This window comes from Luteimonas sp. YGD11-2, assembly GCF_004118975.1.
Lineage (GTDB): Bacteria > Pseudomonadota > Gammaproteobacteria > Xanthomonadales > Xanthomonadaceae > Luteimonas > Luteimonas muca.
Map to the genome: position 1 here is coordinate 2138156 of NZ_CP035376.1, position 18440 is coordinate 2156595.

The following is an 18440-nucleotide window of genomic DNA, read 5'->3' on the forward strand; positions in this document are numbered from 1 at the left end:
CGGCAACCGAGTTGACAGATAGATATCATTTCGATATCAATCACCGCAGGCCACCCCGGCCCTGCGGAGACCGCCATGAAGGAAAACCCGACCCGTTCCCTGCCCGGCATTCCGATCCTGCTGGGCCTGTTGCTGCTCCTGGCCGCTGCCGGCTGGGCGTTCTTCGACGCCGCACTCGGCGGCGGCCCCGGCCTGCAGCTGGTGGCCGCGATCGGCGTCGGCGTCCTCGCGCTGCTGCTGATGGTCGGCCTGTACATGGTGGAGCCCAACCAGTCGGCGGTGGTGAGCCTGTTCGGCAAGTACGTCGGCACCGTCCACGACAACGGCCTGCGCTGGAACAACCCGTTCTTCAGCAAGCGCAAGGTCTCGCTGCGGGTGCGCAACTTCGAAAGCGGACGGCTCAAGGTCAACGAGCTCGAAGGCAGCCCGATCGAGATCGCCGCGGTGATCGTGTGGAAGGTGGTGGATTCCGCCGAGGCCGTGTTCAACGTCGACGACTACGAGAGCTTCGTGCACATCCAGTCCGAGGCGGCGTTGCGCGCGATGGCCACCAGCTATCCCTACGACCAGCACGAGGAAGGCCAGATCTCGCTGCGCAGCCACCCCAACGAGATCTCCGAGCACCTCAAGGTCCAGCTCGACGAGCGCCTGGCCAAGGCCGGCGTCGATGTGCTCGAGGCGCGCATCAGCCACCTCGCCTACGCGCCGGAAATCGCCCAGGCGATGTTGCAGCGCCAGCAGGCGAACGCAGTGGTCGCGGCACGGGCGCGCATCGTCGCCGGCGCCTGCGGCATGGTCGAGATGGCGCTGGCCGAACTGCAGAAGTCCGGCGTGGTGCAGCTCGACGAGGAGCGCAAGGCGGCGATGGTCAGCAACCTGCTGGTCGTGCTGTGCGGTGACCGCGGCACCCAGCCGGTGGTCAACGCGGGTTCGCTGTACTGATGGCCGACGGCATGTTCGCGGCGGCGCTGATCGCGCTCACCAGCGTGCCGGCGTTCCTGCTGGCACGCAGCTTCCGCCACGACCGCCCGCGCATGGCGACCGTGCTGCGCCTGGTCGGCCTGGCGATGCTGGCCGGCGCCCTGGGCCTGGCCTGGGCCGACGGCGACCGCACCCGCACGCTGGCCGTCGCGGTGGCGATGGCGCTCGCGGTCAACGGGCTGGCGGTGGCGGTCCTGGTGGATGTCATCCGCCGGCGACGTGGCGGGACATGACCGCGAAGAAGGCCTACCCGCTGCGCATCAACGCCGAGATCCTCGCGGCGGTGCAGCGCTGGGCCGACGACGAGCTCCGCAGCGTCAACGCGCAGATCGAATACGTATTGCGCGACGCGCTGCGCAGGGCGGGCCGGCTCGACGGCCCGCGTGGCTCCACAGACGAAGGACACGACGATGAGTGATCGCTGGCAGTACAAGGTCGAAGAGGTCAAGGGCAACGTGTGGGGCACGATTAAGCCCGCCGACATCGAGGAGCGGCTGCGCGCACTCGGCGCGCAGGGCTGGGAACTGGTCAACGCGGCGCACACCGGCCAGTGGGGCCCGACCTTGCTGTTCCTGAAGCGCCGCGGCTGAGGCCGGCGCCGCGGTCCCGGTGAGTGCGGGCCACCGGCGTCGGCCGCCACTCTGTGGCAGCCTGCGCATGCGATCCGCAGGGGATCGCCCACCGCCACCCAGGGAGATTGACGATGACGGGATCGACGATGAGGACCAGCCTTGCCAGCTGGACGACCGCACTGCTGCTCGCCTTCGCGACCTGCGTGGCGACAGCCAAGGACCCCCCGCAGGCCGGCGCCGTGGCCGCCATCGACCAGCTCGAGGCCGGCGAATTCGACGCGTTGCACGGACGGTTCAACGCTGACATGGCGGCGCAGGTCGATGCGGGGCAGCTGCGCCAGGTCTGGGACGGGCTGTTGGCGCAGGCCGGCGCGCTGCAGTCGCGCGGGGAGCCGGTGCAGCAGCAGCACCAGGGCTACGACGTGGTGGTGACGCCGTTGCAGTTCGAGCGCGCAAGCTTCAACGCGATCGTCAGCTTCGATGGCGAAGGCCGGATTGCGGGCCTGCTGCTGCAGCCGGCCGGCCAGCCCTAGAGGCCGCACACACCGGGATGTCTCCCGGTGCCGCCACCCGGACGCCTCAAGGGCCGTGGCAGGCCAGCGCTACACTGGCCTGCCCCGTGCGCTTTCCGGAGCCGTCGTGCGCGCCCTGCCCCGCCTGCTGATCAACACCGCCGACATCGAACTGTGGCCGGCGGACCTGCTGCGCGCGCGCGACAGCCACGACCAGCGTGCGCTGGCGCTCGCCCGCTGGGTGCTGCGCCGCAAGAGTGACGGCCGCTATCTCGCCGCCGCGCTCGATCAGGGCCTGGTCGAACTGCTGCCGCGCTGGCAGGCCGGGCTGGCGGCCGATGCCGCCCTGCGCGCCCTGGCCAGCGCCCCCGTGCTGCGCGGCGAACGCCTGCCGCGCGCACATGCCCTGCCGGTCCACGGGCTGGAGGCACGCCTGGCGGGGCTCGGCCTCGATGCCGACGCCTATGCTGGACGGACCGGGCTTGCGCTGGTGGCCGAACCGGCCTGGCTGGCCTTTGCCGGCCACGACCGCCACGCCCGTCCGCTCTGGCTGGAACGCGATGCCGCGCTCGCCTGGCAGCGCATGCAGGCCGCGGCGCGCGATGACGACATCTGGCTGGAGTCGGTGTCGGGCTACCGCAGCCACGCCTACCAGCTGGGGATCTTCGCCCGCAAGCGTGCCCGCGGACTGCACGTGCAGGACATCCTCGCGGTCAACGCCGCGCCCGGCTTCAGCGAACACCACTCGGGCCAGGCGCTGGATATCTCCGCGCCGGGCGAACCGTCGGCGGAGGAAAGCTTCGAACACACCACCGCATTCGTATGGCTGCAGGAACACGCTGCTACCCACGGCTTCGCGATGAGCTATCCGCGCGACAACCCCCACGGCATCGTCTACGAACCCTGGCACTGGCGTTACCGCGCTGCCGCGTGAGGCCGCGCGCCCGCGATATCGCCAGCACCACTGCGTAATAGGGCATCGCAGGCGCGAGCGCCTGCAAGCGCCGGGCTATTCCTGCGAGCGCGGGGTCGGCGCCTTTGCCGCCTGCGCCGCGTCGGCGATCCGCCACAGATAGAACGCCGCGTAGGTGCGGTACGGCCCCCAGCGCTCGCCCCGCAGCGCAAGTTCGCGCGGTGTCGGCATGGTCTCCAGGCGATCGACGATCTGCGCACCCTTGCGCACGCCCAGATCGTCCACCGGCAGCAGGTCGGGGCGGCCGAGGCGGAACATCAGCATCATTTCCACGGTCCAGCGGCCGATGCCGCGGATCGGCACCAGTGCCTCGATGATCGCCTCGTCGTCCATGCCGGCCATCCGCCGCAGGGAGGGGATCTCCCCGCCGGTTTCACGCGCGGCGAGGTCGCGCAGCGCCAGGGTCTTGTTGCCGGAGACGCCGCAGGCACGCAACGCGGCGTCGTCGACGCGCGCGAGGGTGTCGGCATGCAGGCGGCTGGAGCCGATCGCCACCTCGACCCGGCCGACGATGGTCGCGGCAGCCTTGCCCGACAGCTGCTGGAACAGGATCGCGCGGGCCAGCGCGTCGACCGGATCGAACGCGCGGCGCCAGCGTGGATCGGGCGCGATGGGCCCGATACGGCGCATCCAGGTGGCCAGCTTGCGGTCGCGCCGCGACAGCCACCCGTGCGCGGCAACCGTATCGAAACCCCTTGCGTGGCGTGGCATACATGGTCCCGCGGCGGTTGGCCGGCCATGTTTGCCCACCGTCCCGCCGGCCGCCAGTGCCGGCACGTGGACGCTTCCTAGCGGCGCAGAGCGTCCACGGCCAGCAGCAGCCAACCCAGCATCATCGACATGCCGCCCCACGGCGCGGCACGGGTCGGCCAGCCCGCCAGAGCGGCGCCGGCGAGACTGCCGGAGAACACCAGCACGCCAAACAGCAGCAGCGCGAGTGCGATGAGCGCCGCGCCCCGCAATGCCTGCCGCCCCAGCACGGCAAGGGCCACGCCATGGCCGAACGCGAACATGGCCGCCAGCATCATCCGCGACTGCGCTTCGCCCTCGAGCCCGTGCGACGCGTACGCGGCTGCCGCAACCGACACGCCTGCGCACAGCGCCCCCATGGCGGCAAGCCAGCGTTGCGAAGGATGGACGCCATGGTCCCTGGTCATCGGCTCACTCACTCCCTGGGTGTTGCTGAACCTCGCGCCCAAACGCGCGCGCCGCGCCCGGTGAGGGGCGCGGCGCGGCGGGACAGCGGTGCGTGGACCTTACTGCTTGACGGTCCAGAACACTTCGTATTCGCCGTCGGCGGTGAACGCCGCATCGACGCCGTTGACGTAGTTCTCGAACGGACGGCCGATCACCTCGTGGCCCTGGGTCATCGCCCAGGCGCGCAGCGCGTTGCGGACGTTGTCCAGCTCGGCCATGAAGCCGGTGTAGTTCGCCCGGGCGACGCGCACCGGCGGGCTGTGCACGTATTCCACCGGGCCCATCAGCTGCAGGCCGGTCAGCGGCTGGGTGGCATCGGCCACCGGTGCAGGCGCGGCTTCACCCTCGCCCTCGTCCGACGCGTCAGCACCACCGGCACGCACCGGCACCGCGATGTCGAAGGTGTAGGTCTCGCGGCCCAGCTCGGAGGTGATGATGCGCATCGGACCCGCCGCCTGCAGCTTGTTGGCGGCCAGGGTGCGGTTGATCCACTCCATGTTGTCCTTCATCGAGGACATGATCGCGTCGTTGCTGCGCTCGATCGCACCGGCCTTGACGATCAGCAGGTGTTCGGCCGGCAGCTCGGTCGTGGTGAGGTCGCGCAGGCTGCTGCCTTCCACGGCGTAGTCGACGTTGGGCACCGACGCCAGCATGTTGGTCAGGCGCTTGAGGCCGATCTGCATGTTGTCGCCGACGTTGCGCGCGACGTACAGGCCGGCGTAACGGCCCAGCAGGTCCCAGCCGTAATCGACGTTGTAGGTCTGGGTGATCTCGATGTTGCGCCCGCTGCGGCCGGTCGGGCGCAGGGTGATCTCGCTGCGCTTGTTGTTGCCGCGCTGGTCGTTCTCGATCGCGTAGGCGACCTTCGTGCGCGGCTCGGACTCGACGATCTCCCAGCTGCCCGTGCCGATGTTCCCGACCGAAGACTCGTAGGACATCGTGGCACCGACGCCCGAATCGGGGCCGGAAAGCTGGATCTGGATGCGCGGATCCTGGACGGCATACGGGTGCCAGTCGTCGAAACGGCGGAAACTGTTGATGGTGTCGAACACGATCGACTGGCGGCGATTGGTTTCCACCTTCTCTTCCAGCGAACGGCTGGACGGAAGGAGCACGCCGATCACCAGGAACATCACGGCGGTGATCGCGAGGGCAATCAGGATCTCGAGCAAACGGGTCATTCAGGGTTCTCCAGGACCGGAACCGGGCAGTGCCGGGGCGCAGACCGGCAATCGTACAAGATGTTCCGGGTCCGGCGACAGCAAAACGGAAGCGATTTCATGTGCGTGATGCGGTCGTCGGCGGCGGGACGGCCGCACGACGGCGCGCTCACACGAGCTTGAGCTCGAAGGCTTTCAACACCGCCCGGGTGCGGTCGCGCACGCCGAGCTTCGAGAGGGCGAGCGGCCACCGCCTGCGAGGCACCGCCTCGCGTGGCCGCGAGCGCCAGCCGCACAAGCGGCGGGCCGGACATCCTCCGCCTCACACGAGCTTGAGCTCGAAAGCCTTGAGCACCGCCCGGGTGCGGTCGCGCACGCCGAGCTTCGAGAGGATGTTCGAGACGTGGTTCTTGATCGTGCCCTCGGCCACACCAAGCGAGTTGGCGATCTCCTTGTTGGAGAAGCCGCCGGCCATCAGCCGCAGGATCTCGGTCTCGCGGTCGGTGAGCGGATCCGGGCGATCGAGGCTGACGAACTCGTTGCGCATGTGCTCGAGCCCCGACAGCAGCCGCTGGGTCATCGCCGGCTGCACCAGCGACCCGCCGTTGGCCACGGTGCGGATCGCGCCGACCAGCTGGTCGAGCGACACGTCCTTGAGCAGGTAGCCCTTGGCGCCGGCCTTGATCCCGGCCAGCACCAGCTGGTCGTCGTCGAACGTGGTGAGGATGATCGTCGGCGGCAGCCGGCCCTCGCGCGACAGCATCTGCAGCGCTTCCAGGCCCGACATCACCGGCATGCGCATGTCCATCAGCACGACGTCGGGCTGCACCTGCGGGATCAGTTCGACGGCCTGGCGGCCATCCCCGGCCTCGGCCACAACCTCGATGCCGCCATCCAGCGCGAGCAGCGAACGGATGCCCTGGCGCACCAGGGTTTGGTCATCGACCAGACAGACGCGGATCATGCCGTTCTCCTTTGCTGGATGGCCCGGCCGCTTCGTTGCCGCCGGAGGTGTCCTGGGATTGCCGCTTGCGCCGGGGCTGCACGCGCGCGCCCTCGGCGGCGCGGGCCACGCGCTCCGCCGGCGCCGACAACGGCAGTTGCAGCTGCAGATGGAAGCCCTTTGCGGGCGCGGTCTCGATCGCGACACTGCCGCCATAGGCCGCCAGCCGCTCGCGCATGCCGCGCAGCCCGTTGCCGACATTGGCGACCTCGGCGCCACGACCGTCGTCGCGGGCGTCCAGGCGCACGCCATCGGCGGCCAGACTGTAGCGCAGCCAAAGCTGCTCGGCCTGGGCGTGGCGCACCGCGTTGGTGATGATTTCCTGGGTACAGCGCAGCAGCACGTGGGCGCGCTCCGGGTCGTCGAGCAGGAACGGCTCGGGCATCTGCATGTGGATGCGCAACGCGGGCACGTTCTCGGCCAGCGGGCGCAGGGTGGCGCCGAGGTCGATGGCGTCGTCGTCGCGCAGCTGGCTGACCGCCTCGCGCACGTCGCTGAGCAGCAGCTTGGCCAGCGTGTGCGCCTGCTGCACGTGTTCCTGCGCGGTGCCGCTGGTCAGGTGGTTGGCCACCTCCAGGTTCAGGCTCAGCGCGGTCAGGTGGTGGCCCAGCAGATCGTGCAGTTCGCGCGAGATCCGCGTGCGCTCGTTGACGCGGACGCTCTCGGCCAGCAGCGCACGGGTGGCCCGCAGCTCGGAATTGAGCCGCCGCTGCTCGTCACGCGCGCGCGCCTGCTGGCGCGCCACCAGTCCGGTCACGAAGGCGAAGCCGGTGAAACCCGCATACAGGCTGGCCTGCAGCAGCGCCTCCAGCCACGAGAAGTCCAGCCCGCGCAGGTACACCGGCACGATCACGAACTCGCAGGCCACCAGCAGGGCGATACCCAGCCAGACCGGCATCAGCCAGGGCAGCACGCAGGCCACCACCATCAGCAGGATGCTGCCCAGCCCGGACTGGCTGTAGTAGCTGATCGCGATGGCGCTGCCGGCCAGCAGCGCCGTCAGGACGTGATCGAGCGCGCCGATCCGGCGTTCGCCCAGCGCGCGGGTGAGCCAGGCGTAGGACAGCCCGAACACACCCCAGGCCAGCCACGCCCGCATGGCGCTGCTCAGGAAGGCCGCCTGCCCGGGGTCCGGAACCTCGAGATCGGCCTGGGTGACCGTGCGCACCAGCAACGGCAGGCCGATCACCCCCCAGGTGAACAGACCGGCGTAGCGCAGCAGGCGATTGTTGTTGAGGTGCTGGATCATCGCGACGATCGTAGTGAAGACGGGCCGGTGGCGAGGTTGCCGGAAGTCATGGCGCCGCGCCCGCGGGGCGGCATGCGATAATCCGGCTTCCGCCCGCCGCGATGCGCGCGGCGTGCCTGCTGCAACCCAGGATGTCCCAAATGTCGATCGTCATCCGCGACGTGCGCGAGCACGAGCTGGATTCCATCCTTGCCCTCAACAACGCCGCCGGTCCTTCGATCCTGCCGCTGGATGCGGCCCGCCTCCGACGCTTCCACGACACCGCGGAATACTTCCGCGTCGCCGAGCGCGACGGCAACCTCGCCGGGTTCCTGGTCGGTTTCGGCTCGGGCTCCGGCCACGACAGCAGCAATTTCCACTGGTTCCGCGAGCACAGCGGCGACGCCTTCTTCTATATCGACCGCATCGTGGTCGCCAGCCGACGTCGCGGCGGTGGCGTCGGCCGGGCGTTCTATGCCGACGTGCAGTCGTACGCCGAGGTGCGCTACCCGGTACTGGCCTGCGAGGTGTTCGTCGAACACGACAGCGACCCGGCGCGCCTGTTCCACGGCAGCTTCGGCTTCCTCGAAGTCGGCCAGCACGTGATGCCCGGCAATGGCGTGCGCGCCTCGATGCTGGTCAAGCCACTGTGCAGCCACGCCTGGGTGCGCCAGCGCTACGGCGGGGAACTCCCCGACGTGCCGTGGCTGCTGCGCCCGCGCGCCAGCGCGCCGCTCGTCCATCGACCGACGGGCACCTGACCATGGCCGCAACCAGCATGGATTTCGAACCCGCCGGCGAGCTCAAGTTCGGCCAGGTCGGCATCGCCAACCTGCGCGTGCGCAGGCTCGACCCGGAACGCCTCGCCGCGGAAATGCGCGACCGCGTGACCCGCGCACCGAACCTGTTCGCACGCGCGGCGGTGGTGCTCGATTTCGGCGGCCTGCCGGCCACGCCCGGCGTGGACGAGGCACGCGCACTGATCGATGCGCTGCATGGCGCCGGCGTGCTGCCGGTGGCCCTGGCCTGGGGCAGCAGCGACAACGCGCGGCTGTCCGAGCAGCTCGGGCTGCCGCTGCTGGCCAAGTTCCGCGCCCAGTACGAGCGTGGCGACGAGCCATCGCCGGCGCCCGCGGCCGAGACCACGCCGCTGCCGCCCGAGCCCGCACCTCCGCCGCCCCCGCCCCCGGCGGCCGGCGCCGGTGATCCGGGCCTGATGCAGACGCTGCCGGTGCGCTCCGGTCAGCAGATCTACGCCGAGAACCGCGACCTCACCGTGCTGGGCGCGGTCGGTGCCGGTGCCGAGGTGATCGCCGACGGCTCGATCCACATCTACGGCCCATTGCGCGGCCGTGCGCTGGCCGGCGCCCAGGGCAATGCCGGCGCGCGGATCTTCTGCCGCGCCTTCCAGGCCGAACTGGTCGCCGTGGCCGGGCGCTACAAGGTGCTCGAGGAAATCCCGAAGGAACTGCACGGCAAGGCGGTACAGGTCTGGCTGGAAGGAGACGAGCTGCGCATCGCCGCGCTCGACTGACATGGCGGCGCGGTTTTCCCGCGCTGCCGCAACGATTACGCTAGCGGCCTGCATGCCAGGCGCCGGATGCGCGCATCCGGCACGTGCCCGGGCCTTCCGCGGCACGCCTACGGGCGCAACCCACATTCCGACCGCGCAACCTGCGCGGTCCATTCCAGGAGAACGACATTGGCCGAAATCATCGTAGTCACCTCGGGCAAGGGCGGTGTCGGCAAGACGACCTCCAGCGCCAGCCTTGCCAGCGGCCTTGCCCGGCGTGGCAAGAAGGTCGCGGTGATCGACTTCGACGTCGGCCTGCGCAACCTCGACCTGATCATGGGCTGCGAGCGCCGCGTGGTGTACGACTTCGTCAACGTCGTCAACGGCGAGGCCTCGCTGAAGCAGGCCATGATCAAGGACAAGCGCTTCGACACGCTCTACGTGCTGGCCGCCTCGCAGACCCGCGACAAGGACGCGCTCAGCCGTGATGGCGTCGAGCGCGTGCTCAAGGAACTGTCCGACGACGGCTTCGACTACATCGTGTGCGATTCGCCCGCCGGCATCGAGAAGGGCGCGTTCCTTGCGATGTACTTCGCCGACACCGCGGTGGTGGTGGTGAATCCGGAAGTGTCTTCGGTGCGCGACTCCGACCGCATCATCGGCCTGCTGCAGTCCAAGACCCGCCGCGCCGAGAACGGCGAGCGCGTCAACGAGCACCTGCTGCTGACCCGCTACAGCCCCTCGCGCGTGGAAACCGGCGAGATGCTGTCGATCGGCGACGTCGAGGAAGTGCTCGGCCTGAAGACCATCGGCGTGATCCCGGAATCCAGCGACGTGCTCAACGCGTCGAACAAGGGCGAGCCGGTGATCCTCGACATGGAATCCAACGCCGGCCAGGCCTACGACGACGCGGTGGCGCGCATCCTCGGCGAGAGCCGGCCGATGCGCTTCACCCATGCCGAAAAGAAAGGCTTCTTCAGCAAGTTGTTCGGAGGTTGACGATGGGCATCCTCGACTTCCTCAAGCCGAAGAAGAACACCGCCAACATCGCCAAGGAGCGCCTGCGCATCATCGTCGCGCAGGAACGCACCGGCCGTGACGCGCCCGACTACCTGCCGCTGCTGCAGCGCGAGCTGCTCGAGGTGATCCGCAAGTACGTCAGCATCGATGCCGATGCGGTCAAGGTGGACCTGGCCAAGGAAGGCGACCACGACGTGCTCGACATCTCGGTCGCGCTGCCCGATGGGCGCCCCGGCCCGGCCTGACCGGGACCACGGCAGGCAGATGTCCGCCGCCCCGCTCCCTGCGCCACCGTCCGCGGCGGGCGGCGAGGACAGCGTGCTGCGGGTTGCCGACGTGCCGTTGCCGGCAGCGTCGACGCTGCTGGCCACGCACGGACTGGCGCTGCATCTGGTCGAGCCGGATGCGGACATCCCCGGCTCGTACTGGGGCGCGCCCGAGGCCGGCGTGATCGGCGCCAACGTGTACGTGCGCGCCGATACGCCGGTGCACTCGATGCTGCACGAGGCCTGCCACCTGATCGTGCTGCCACCCGAGCGCCGCGCCGCGGTGCACACCGACGCCACCGACTCGGTGGCCGAGGAAGACGCCACCTGCTACCTGCAGATCGTGCTCGCCGATGCATTGCCGGGGGTCGGCCGCGACCGTCTGATGGCGGACATGGATGCCTGGGGCTACAGCTTCCGGCTGGGCTCCGCGCGCGCGTGGTTCGAGCACGATGCCGCCGATGCGCGCGAGTGGCTGGTGGCGCGCGACCTGCTGCCGGCCGGCTGCTGACCGGCCCATGTCGCCCGCACCTGCGAGCCCGTTGCCCCGGGCATCCGCACAGGGCTTCTCCGCGGATGGGCGGCTCTGGCAGGGCATGCAGGTGGTGGCACGCGGCGCCAACCGTGTGTGTGTGGTCGATCCGGACCTGCCGGGCCACTGCCTGAAGTACCCGTTGCCGGCGGACCCGGCCCTGCACCGTCCGCTGCGCCACCGCGTGCGCGATGCATGGGCCGCGCATTGGCCATCGAAGCAGGCCAATGCGCTCGAACTCCGCGCGTGGCGGCAGTTGCACGCGCGCCTGGGCGGCCGCCTCGACGGCCAGGTGGCACCCTGTGTCGGGCTGGTCGACACGCCCGCGGGCCGTGCATTGCGCTGCGCACTGGTGACCGGCACCGACGGCAGCCCGGCCCCCAGCCTCTACGCGCTGCTGTTCGGCGCCGAGCGCGGCCGCCACCACGCCGACGCGCTGTGCGATGCGGTCACCCGCTTCGAAGCCTGGCTGCATGCCAACGCCATCCCGCTGTTCGACCTCAACAGCGGCAACCTCGTTGTGACCGGGGACGCCGGCCGCCCCGAGCTGGTCTGCGTCGACGTCAAGTCGGTGCTCGGCGGCAAGGAAGTGCTGCCGATCTCGCGCTGGTCGCGGCGCCTGATGCACCGCAAGATCGCGCGCCGCGCCGAACGCCTGCGCGCGCGCATCCGCGCCCATGCGCCCCTTGCGGGCGCGCCGGACGGCCACTAGCCTGCCGGGTTCAATACCGCCCCGTGGGTGCACCGTGAACCACCGCCTGACCCTGACCCTGCTTGCCGGTGCCTGCCTGGCGCTGTCGGCCTGCCAGCGCTCGCCCGACACGGCCGCGCACCCGGAAATCCCCAAGAACGAGACCGCCGACCAGTTCGTGGCCCGGGTCAACGACGAGTACCGCGCGCTGTACCCGGAAACCACCGCCGCGCAGTGGCTGTCGTCCACCCATATCAGCGACGACAGCCAGCTGCTGGCGGCCAAGGCCAGCGAGCGCTGGCTGACGAAACTCAATGGCTGGATCGAGCAGGCGCGCAGGTTCGAGGGGCAGGAGATGTCGCCGGAAACCGCGCGCGCGATCCACCTGCTGAAGCTCAAGACGGCGATGCCGGCCCCGCGCGACCCGGAAAAACTCGGTGAGCTCACCCGCATCGCCACCCGCATGGAAGGCACCTACGGCGCCGGCACCTACTGCAGCGGCGAAGGCGCGCAGCGCAGCTGCCGCCAGCTGGGTGAGCTGGAGGACGTGCTGCGCGGCAGCCGCGACTACGACCAGCAGCTCGATGCCTGGCAGGGCTGGCACGGCGTGGCAAGCCCGATGCGCCAGGACTATGTGCGCTTCGTCGATCTCGTCAACGAAGGCGCGCGCGAGATGGGCTATGCCGACGCCGGCGAGATGTGGCGCTCCGGCTATGACATGTCGCCGGTGGAGCTGTCGGCCGAGACCGACCGCCTCTGGAACCAGGTCAAGCCGCTGTACGACCAGCTGCACTGCTACGCGCGCACCCGGCTGCAGGCGCGCTATCCGGGCCAGGGCGACGTCAACGGCATGCTGCCGGCGCACCTGATGGGCAACATGTGGCAGCAGGACTGGAGCAACCTCTGGGACATCCTCGCGCCATACCCCAACGCGGGCAGCCTGGATGTCAGCGCCACCCTGGAGCGCCAGTACCGCGAAGGCTACGACCGCCGGCTGGCGGCGATGGACACCCTGCCCGACCCGACCGCCCTGGCCGAAGAGGAACGCGCCGCGCAGCTGGCGATCGCCACCACCATGACCCGCCGCGCCGAGGACTTCTACACCTCGCTGGGCATGCCGCAGCTGCCCGATGCGTTCTGGCAGAAGAGCCAGCTGATCAAGCCGCGCGATCGCGACGTGGTCTGCCATGCCAGCGCCTGGCCGATGGATCTCGACGACGACGTGCGCATCAAGATGTGCATCAAGCCGACCGAGGAGGACTTCACCACCGTCTACCACGAGCTCGGCCACATCTATTACTACCTCGCGCAGAAGGCGCAGCCGCCGCTGTTCCAGGAAGGCGCGCACGACGGCTTCCACGAGGCCATCGGCGACACCATCGTGCTGGCCATGACCCCGGATTACCTCGCCTCGATCGGGCTGGTCGACACCCCGCAGCAAAGCCAGGCGGCGCTGATCAACTCGCAGATGCGCATGGCGCTGTCGAAGGTCGCATTCCTGCCATTCGGGCTCATGATCGACCGCTGGCGCTGGGGCGTGTTCGACGGCTCGATCACGCCGGAGAACTACAACAGCAGCTGGTGGGAGCTGAAGGCGCGCTACCAGGGCGTGGCGCCGGTGAGCCCGCGCGGGGAGGAGTTCTTCGATGCGGGTGCGAAGTACCACGTGCCCGGCAACACCCCGTACACCCGCTACTTCCTCGCCCACATCCTGCAGTTCCAGTTCTACAAGGCACTGTGCGAGACCGCCGGCCACGATGGCGCCCTCTACGACTGCAGCTTCTACGGCAATGCGCAGGCCGGCGAGAAGTTCTGGACCATGCTCGGCCGTGGCTCCAGCCAGCCGTGGCAGGCCACGCTGCAGGAGATGGCCGGCAGCGACCGCATGGACGCCGCCGCGGTACTGGAGTACTTCGCGCCGCTGCAGGACTGGCTGAAAGCCCAGAACGAGGGCCAGGCCTGCGGCTGGAGCGCCGGTGCGATGCCGGAAGCGGCCGCGGCGCCCTGACAGCCGTACGACACGGGAAGGGCCCGCATTGCCGGGCCCTTCTGCATTCAGGCCTGCTAGAGCGGCTCCCCCGGCTCGATCACCGGCGGGCCGCTCACCGGGCGCGGCGGGGTGCGGTCACGGCGGCGCTCCCAGCGCCAGAACGCCCAGCCGATGGCGAGGAAGGCCGCCCCACCAAGCGCGAGCGACTGCGCGGAGTGGCTGAGCAGCGGTGACAGCAGGCCGGCGATCAGCGCGTTGAGGACCAGGCTGGTGAACGCCTGCAGCGAGGATGCGGCGCCGCGCTGGCGCGGATACATGTCGAGGATCGACAGCGTGATGATCGGAAACACCAGTGCGATGCCGAACGAGTTCAGCACCATCGGCAGCACCGCCCACGGCACCTGCGGCTGGTCGACGAACAGGTTGTAGGCGATGTTGAGGGCGATCGCCACGCCGCTGCAGGCGAATCCGATGTCCACCAGTCGCCTGCCGCTGATGCGCCCGGCCGCGCGCCCGGACACCCACGCACCCGCCATCATCCCGCTGATCATCGGCACGAAGAACCAGCCGAACTGGCGTTCGTCGAGGCCGAGGATGTCCATCACGAACGCCGGGGCCGAGGCGATATAGAGAAACAGCGCCGAGAAGTTGAATGCCGAAGCGGCCGCCAGCCGCTGGAAGCGCGGATTGACCAGGATCGCCCTGTAGTCGCGCGCCAGGCACGCGGGCACCAGCGACCCGCGCGCCTCGCGCGGATGGGTTTCGGGCAGCCAGCGCCAGGTCGCGAACAGCAGCAGCAGCGAGAACACCACGAGGAACCAGAAGATCATCGGCCAGCGCTGCCAGCCGAGGATCCAGCCACCGATGATCGGCGCGATCGCCGGCGCCACGCCGAAGATCATCGACACCTGGCTCATCAGGCGCTGGGCATCGTCGCCATCGAACATGTCGCGGATCACCGCGCGCCCGACGACCAGCCCGACGCCGGCCGACAGCCCCTGCAACGCGCGGAACACCAGCAGCGTGGGCAGGTCGCGCGACAGCGCGCAGCCGATCGAACCGACGATGAAGACCACCAGCCCGGCCAGGATCACCCTGCGCCGGCCCAGGGCATCCGACAGCGGCCCGTGCACGACGCTCATCACGGCGTAGGCGATGAGGTACACGGCGATGGTCTGCTGCATCGCCAGCTTGTCGGCACCGAACTCGGTGCCCATCTGCGCGAACGCAGGGAAGATGGTGTCGATCGAGAACGGGCCGAACATCGCCAGCCCCGCCAGCAGCAGGGCGATGCGACGGGTGGACGGCACGGAAGACGCGGGGGCAGTCATTCGTGGGACCTCGGCGCCCGGCAGAACCAGCACGTCGGGAAACCCGACGGTGCTGCCGGACGATGGTGAATGGGGGCGGCGTGCCGATTGGCGGCCACGGAACGCGTCATGTTAAGCCAGCACCCCGGTCGGGCCCGTGGTGGCGGGATATAATCGGCCGCAGCAACCGACGGTGGGAGAAGCGGTCCTTTCGAGGCAACCGCTGCCGAAGGCGCAACCGCCCGCAATCGCTCAGGCTCCCCAACCATCGCCGGCACAACTCTGGAGAGACCGGTTCATTCCGGCGCCGAAGGGGCACCAGTCGCAGCACCACGCGGCTCCAAACTCTCAGGCAAAAGGACAGAGGGGCGCATCGACCGCCGGACGACCGGCGTGTCGCTCCCGTATGACGCCGGCGCAGCCGGCCACGCGGGCGACAGCGATGCCCCTCCGCCCGTCTGCCGGAATGCCGTCATGTCCCAGCCTGCCCCTTCCCTGCGCGCCCTCGAACACCACGACGCGTTCCTGGAACGCCACATCGGCCCCAACGAGGCCGAGATCGCCCACATGCTCGAGGTGATCGGCCAGCCTTCGCTGGATGCGATGACCGATGCCATCGTGCCGGCGAGCATCCGCTCCGCCGATCCGCTCGACCTGCCCGCCCCGATCGACGAGCACGAGGCGCTGGCCAGGATCCGCGGCCTGGCGAAGAAGAACCAGGTGTTCCGCAGCTTCATCGGCCAGGGTTATTACGGCACCCGCACGCCGAACGTCATCCTGCGCAACATCCTCGAGAACCCCGCCTGGTACACCGCATACACGCCCTACCAGGCGGAGATCTCGCAGGGCCGCATGGAAGCGCTGATCAACTTCCAGTCCATGCTGTCCGACCTCACCGGCATGGACATCGCCAACGCATCGCTGCTCGACGAGGGCACCGCGGCGGCCGAGGCGATGACCCTGGCCAAGCGCTCGGCGAAGTCGAAGTCCAACGTGTTCTTCGTGTCCGAGCGCGTGCATCCGCAGACGCTCGAAGTGCTGCACACCCGCGCCGATGGCCTCGGCATCGAACTGCGCGTGGGCCCCGATGCGGAGGCCGCGCAGGCCGACAGCTTCGGCGTGCTGCTGCAGTACCCCGATACCTTCGGCCAGGTGCATGACCACGCCGCGCTCGCCGATGCCGTGCACGCGCGCGGCGCGGTGGTGGCGGTGGCCGCCGACCTGCTGGCGCTGACGCTGATCAAAGCACCGGGCGAATGGGGTGCGGACATCGTGGTCGGCAACACCCAGCGCTTCGGCGTGCCGTTCGGCTTCGGCGGCCCGCATGCCGGCTACATGGCCTGCCGTGATGCCTACAAGCGCTCGATGCCCGGCCGCCTGATCGGCGTGTCGGTCGACGCCGAAGGCAACCATGCCTACCGCCTGACCCTGCAGACCCGCGAGCAGCACATCCGCCGCGAGAAGGCGACCTCCAACATCTGCACGGCGCAGGTGCTGCTGGCGGTGATGGCCGGCATGTACGCGGTCTACCACGGCCCCGAGGGGCTCAAGCGCATCGCCCTGCGCACCCATCGCCTGGCGGCCATCCTTGCCACTGCACTGGGCAAGGCCGGCATCACCGTGGGCCCGGACTTCTTCGACACCCTGCACGTGGTCGATGTCGACGCCGATGCGATCCACGCGCGTGCACGCGAGGCCGGCATCAACCTGCGCACGATCGACAGCAACAGCGTCGGCATCAGCCTGGACGAGACCACCAGCCGCGATGACGTCGTCGCGCTTGCGAAGCTGTTCGACGTCGCGATCGACGACATCGACGTGCTCGATGCCGCCGCCACCGACGCGCTGCCGGCCGGCCTGTTGCGCACCTCGGCCTATCTCCAGCACCCGGTGTTCAACACCCATCACAGCGAACACGAGCTGCTGCGTTACATGCGCGCGCTGGCCGACAAGGACCTGGCGATGGACCGCACGATGATCCCGCTGGGCTCGTGCACGATGAAGCTCAACGCCACCGCGGAGATGATCCCGATCACCTGGCCGGAGTTCGCCAACATCCATCCGCTGGCACCGGCAGAGCAGACGCAGGGCTACCAGGAACTGATCGACGGGCTGGAGCGGATGCTGGCCGAGATCACCGGCTACGACGCGGTGAGCTTCCAGCCGAACTCCGGTGCGCAGGGTGAATTCGCCGGGCTGCTGGCGATCCGCGCCTACCACCAGTCGCGCGGTGAAGGCCATCGCGATGTCTGCCTGATCCCGGAATCGGCGCACGGCACCAACCCCGCCTCGGCGCAGATGGTCGGCATGCGCGTGGTGGTGGTGAAGTGCGACCGCGACGGCAACGTCGACGTCGACGACCTGCGCGCGCAGGCCGAGAAGCACGGCGAAAAGCTCGCTGCGCTGATGGTCACCTACCCGTCCACGCATGGCGTGTTCGAGGAGGCGATCGTCGAGATCTGCGAGATCGTCCACCAGCACGGCGGTCAGGTGTACACCGACGGCGCCAACATGAACGCGCTGGTCGGCGTGGCGCGCCCCGGCAAGTGGGGTTCGGACGTTTCCCACCTCAACCTGCACAAGACCTTCTGCATCCCGCACGGCGGCGGCGGCCCGGGTGTCGGCCCGTGTGCGGTGAAGTCGCACCTGGCGCCGTTCCTGCCGCGCGCGTTCGGCGGCGAGGGCGAGGTCGGCATGGTGTCCGCGGCCACCCACGGTTCGGCATCGATCCTGCCGATCAGCTGGATGTACATCGTGATGATGGGCGCCTCCGGCCTGAAGCGCGCCACCCAGGTCGCGCTGCTCAACGCCAACTACGTGGCAAAGCGTCTCGAGCCGCACTACCCCACCCTTTACACCGGCCGCAACGGGCTGGTGGCGCACGAGTGCATCCTCGACCTGCGGCCGATCAAGGACGCCACCGGCATCAGCGCCGAGGACGTCGCCAAGCGCCTGATCGACTTCGGCTTCCACGCCCCCACGCTGAGCTTCCCGGTTGCAGGCACGCTGATGGTGGAGCCGACCGAGAGCGAGGCGCTGCACGAGCTCGATCGCTTCATCGATGCGATGATCCAGATCCGCGACGAGATCCGCGCGGTCGAGGAAGGCCGGCTCGAGCGCGAGGACAACCCGCTGAAGAACGCCCCGCACACCGCCTCCATGGTGACGGGCAGCGAATGGACGCACGCCTACCCGCGCGAACTGGCGGCGTTCCCGCTGGCCACGTTGAGGCGGCAGAAGTACTGGCCGCCGGTGGCACGCGTGGACAACGTGCACGGCGACAAGAACGTGATGTGTTCGTGCATCCCGATCGAGGCGTACAAGGAAGAGGAAGCCGACGCCTGACGCGCCGCGCATCGTAGTAGAACCAGGCTCCCTCCCGTCGCCGGGAGGGGGTTTTCCTGGGCGCCTCCAACTCCGGGACGATGTCGTCGGTCTGAAGTGGCTCGGTACGCGTGTAGCCCCATTGGCCGCCGTGGGACGCTCGCCCCG

General features: G+C 69.4%; 19 protein-coding genes, 2 pseudogenes and 1 riboswitch. Of the genes and pseudogenes, 14 read left to right on the forward strand and 7 right to left on the reverse strand.

Going from position 1 to position 18440, the window contains the following annotated elements; all coding sequences use genetic code 11:
• Positions 1–75 precede the first annotated feature (75 nt).
• From ERL55_RS09645 to ERL55_RS09670, 6 genes are all read left to right on the forward strand, one after another.
• Positions 76–942, forward strand: coding sequence for an SPFH domain-containing protein (locus ERL55_RS09645; protein WP_129136232.1), 867 nt, complete (start codon positions 76–78; stop codon positions 940–942).
• The gene (locus ERL55_RS09650) at positions 942–1214 is read left to right on the forward strand and encodes a hypothetical protein (RefSeq protein WP_129136233.1); all 273 of its coding nucleotides are present in this window, start codon (positions 942–944) and stop codon (positions 1212–1214) included. The genes ERL55_RS09645 and ERL55_RS09650 overlap by 1 nt, the downstream gene beginning before the upstream one ends.
• Positions 1211–1399, forward strand: coding sequence for an Arc family DNA binding domain-containing protein (locus tag ERL55_RS09655; protein ID WP_129136234.1), 189 nt, complete (start codon positions 1211–1213; stop codon positions 1397–1399). Before ERL55_RS09650 ends, ERL55_RS09655 begins: the two co-directional genes overlap by 4 nt.
• Positions 1392–1571: a DUF4177 domain-containing protein gene (locus tag ERL55_RS09660; RefSeq protein WP_129136235.1), complete on the forward strand. Its 180-nt coding sequence runs from the start codon at positions 1392–1394 to the stop codon at positions 1569–1571. Before ERL55_RS09655 ends, ERL55_RS09660 begins: the two co-directional genes overlap by 8 nt.
• 128 nt (positions 1572–1699) lie before the next feature.
• Positions 1700–2086: a DUF3887 domain-containing protein gene (locus tag ERL55_RS09665; RefSeq protein ID WP_206733303.1), complete on the forward strand. Its 387-nt coding sequence runs from the start codon at positions 1700–1702 to the stop codon at positions 2084–2086.
• Between the two features lie 106 nt (positions 2087–2192).
• Positions 2193–2999, forward strand: a complete 807-nt coding sequence (locus ERL55_RS09670; RefSeq protein WP_241685743.1) for a M15 family metallopeptidase — start codon at positions 2193–2195, stop codon at positions 2997–2999.
• Between the two features lie 75 nt (positions 3000–3074).
• On the opposite strand, the gene ERL55_RS09675 is transcribed toward ERL55_RS09670, so the two are convergent.
• The 6 genes and pseudogenes from ERL55_RS09675 to ERL55_RS09700 all read right to left on the reverse strand — a co-directional run.
• Positions 3075–3749, reverse strand: a complete 675-nt coding sequence (locus ERL55_RS09675; RefSeq protein ID WP_129136238.1) for a DNA-3-methyladenine glycosylase — start codon at positions 3747–3749, stop codon at positions 3075–3077.
• A 77-nt stretch (positions 3750–3826) separates the two neighbouring features.
• Entirely contained in the window at positions 3827–4195 is a 369-nt protein-coding gene (locus tag ERL55_RS09680; protein WP_129136239.1) for a DUF423 domain-containing protein, read from the reverse strand.
• A gap of 99 nt (positions 4196–4294) precedes the next feature.
• The gene (locus ERL55_RS09685) at positions 4295–5416 is read right to left on the reverse strand and encodes an SRPBCC family protein (protein ID WP_129136240.1); all 1122 of its coding nucleotides are present in this window, start codon (positions 5414–5416) and stop codon (positions 4295–4297) included.
• Between the two features lie 148 nt (positions 5417–5564).
• A pseudogene (locus tag ERL55_RS15165) lies at positions 5565–5633 on the reverse strand (DNA-binding response regulator); the annotation flags it as partial.
• An 84-nt stretch (positions 5634–5717) separates the two neighbouring features.
• Entirely contained in the window at positions 5718–6359 is a 642-nt protein-coding gene (locus ERL55_RS09695; protein ID WP_129136242.1) for a response regulator transcription factor, read from the reverse strand.
• Positions 6360–6474: 115 nt separating this feature from the next.
• A pseudogene (locus ERL55_RS09700) lies at positions 6475–7647 on the reverse strand (sensor histidine kinase); the annotation flags it as partial.
• A gap of 140 nt (positions 7648–7787) precedes the next feature.
• Here ERL55_RS09700 and ERL55_RS09705 point away from each other — a divergent pair.
• The 7 genes from ERL55_RS09705 to ERL55_RS09735 all read left to right on the forward strand — a co-directional run bounded on the left by ERL55_RS09705 (position 7788) and on the right by ERL55_RS09735 (position 13656).
• Complete coding sequence (locus ERL55_RS09705) at positions 7788–8387, forward strand: GNAT family N-acetyltransferase (protein WP_129136244.1); 600 nt, start codon at positions 7788–7790, stop codon at positions 8385–8387.
• Between the two features lie 2 nt (positions 8388–8389).
• Complete coding sequence (gene minC, locus ERL55_RS09710) at positions 8390–9160, forward strand: septum site-determining protein MinC (protein ID WP_129136245.1); 771 nt, start codon at positions 8390–8392, stop codon at positions 9158–9160.
• A 168-nt stretch (positions 9161–9328) separates the two neighbouring features.
• Complete coding sequence (minD, locus tag ERL55_RS09715) at positions 9329–10138, forward strand: septum site-determining protein MinD (RefSeq protein WP_129136246.1); 810 nt, start codon at positions 9329–9331, stop codon at positions 10136–10138.
• Between the two features lie 2 nt (positions 10139–10140).
• The gene (gene minE, locus ERL55_RS09720) at positions 10141–10404 is read left to right on the forward strand and encodes a cell division topological specificity factor MinE (RefSeq protein WP_100322326.1); all 264 of its coding nucleotides are present in this window, start codon (positions 10141–10143) and stop codon (positions 10402–10404) included.
• 19 nt (positions 10405–10423) lie between these two features.
• Entirely contained in the window at positions 10424–10936 is a 513-nt protein-coding gene (locus ERL55_RS09725; RefSeq protein ID WP_129136247.1) for a hypothetical protein, read from the forward strand.
• Between the two features lie 7 nt (positions 10937–10943).
• Positions 10944–11669, forward strand: coding sequence for a YrbL family protein (locus tag ERL55_RS09730; RefSeq protein ID WP_206733304.1), 726 nt, complete (start codon positions 10944–10946; stop codon positions 11667–11669).
• A 34-nt stretch (positions 11670–11703) separates the two neighbouring features.
• The gene (locus tag ERL55_RS09735; RefSeq protein WP_241685744.1) at positions 11704–13656 is read left to right on the forward strand and encodes a M2 family metallopeptidase; all 1953 of its coding nucleotides are present in this window, start codon (positions 11704–11706) and stop codon (positions 13654–13656) included.
• Between the two features lie 56 nt (positions 13657–13712).
• Here ERL55_RS09735 and ERL55_RS09740 read toward each other — a convergent pair whose 3' ends face one another.
• Positions 13713–14969, reverse strand: coding sequence for a multidrug effflux MFS transporter (locus ERL55_RS09740; RefSeq protein ID WP_129136250.1), 1257 nt, complete (start codon positions 14967–14969; stop codon positions 13713–13715).
• A gap of 251 nt (positions 14970–15220) precedes the next feature.
• A riboswitch (glycine riboswitch) is annotated at positions 15221–15322 on the forward strand.
• Between the two features lie 100 nt (positions 15323–15422).
• Between ERL55_RS09740 and gcvP the strand changes: the two genes are divergently transcribed.
• Positions 15423–18293: an aminomethyl-transferring glycine dehydrogenase gene (gene gcvP / locus ERL55_RS09745; protein ID WP_129136251.1), complete on the forward strand. Its 2871-nt coding sequence runs from the start codon at positions 15423–15425 to the stop codon at positions 18291–18293.
• Positions 18294–18440: the final 147 nt, after the last annotated feature.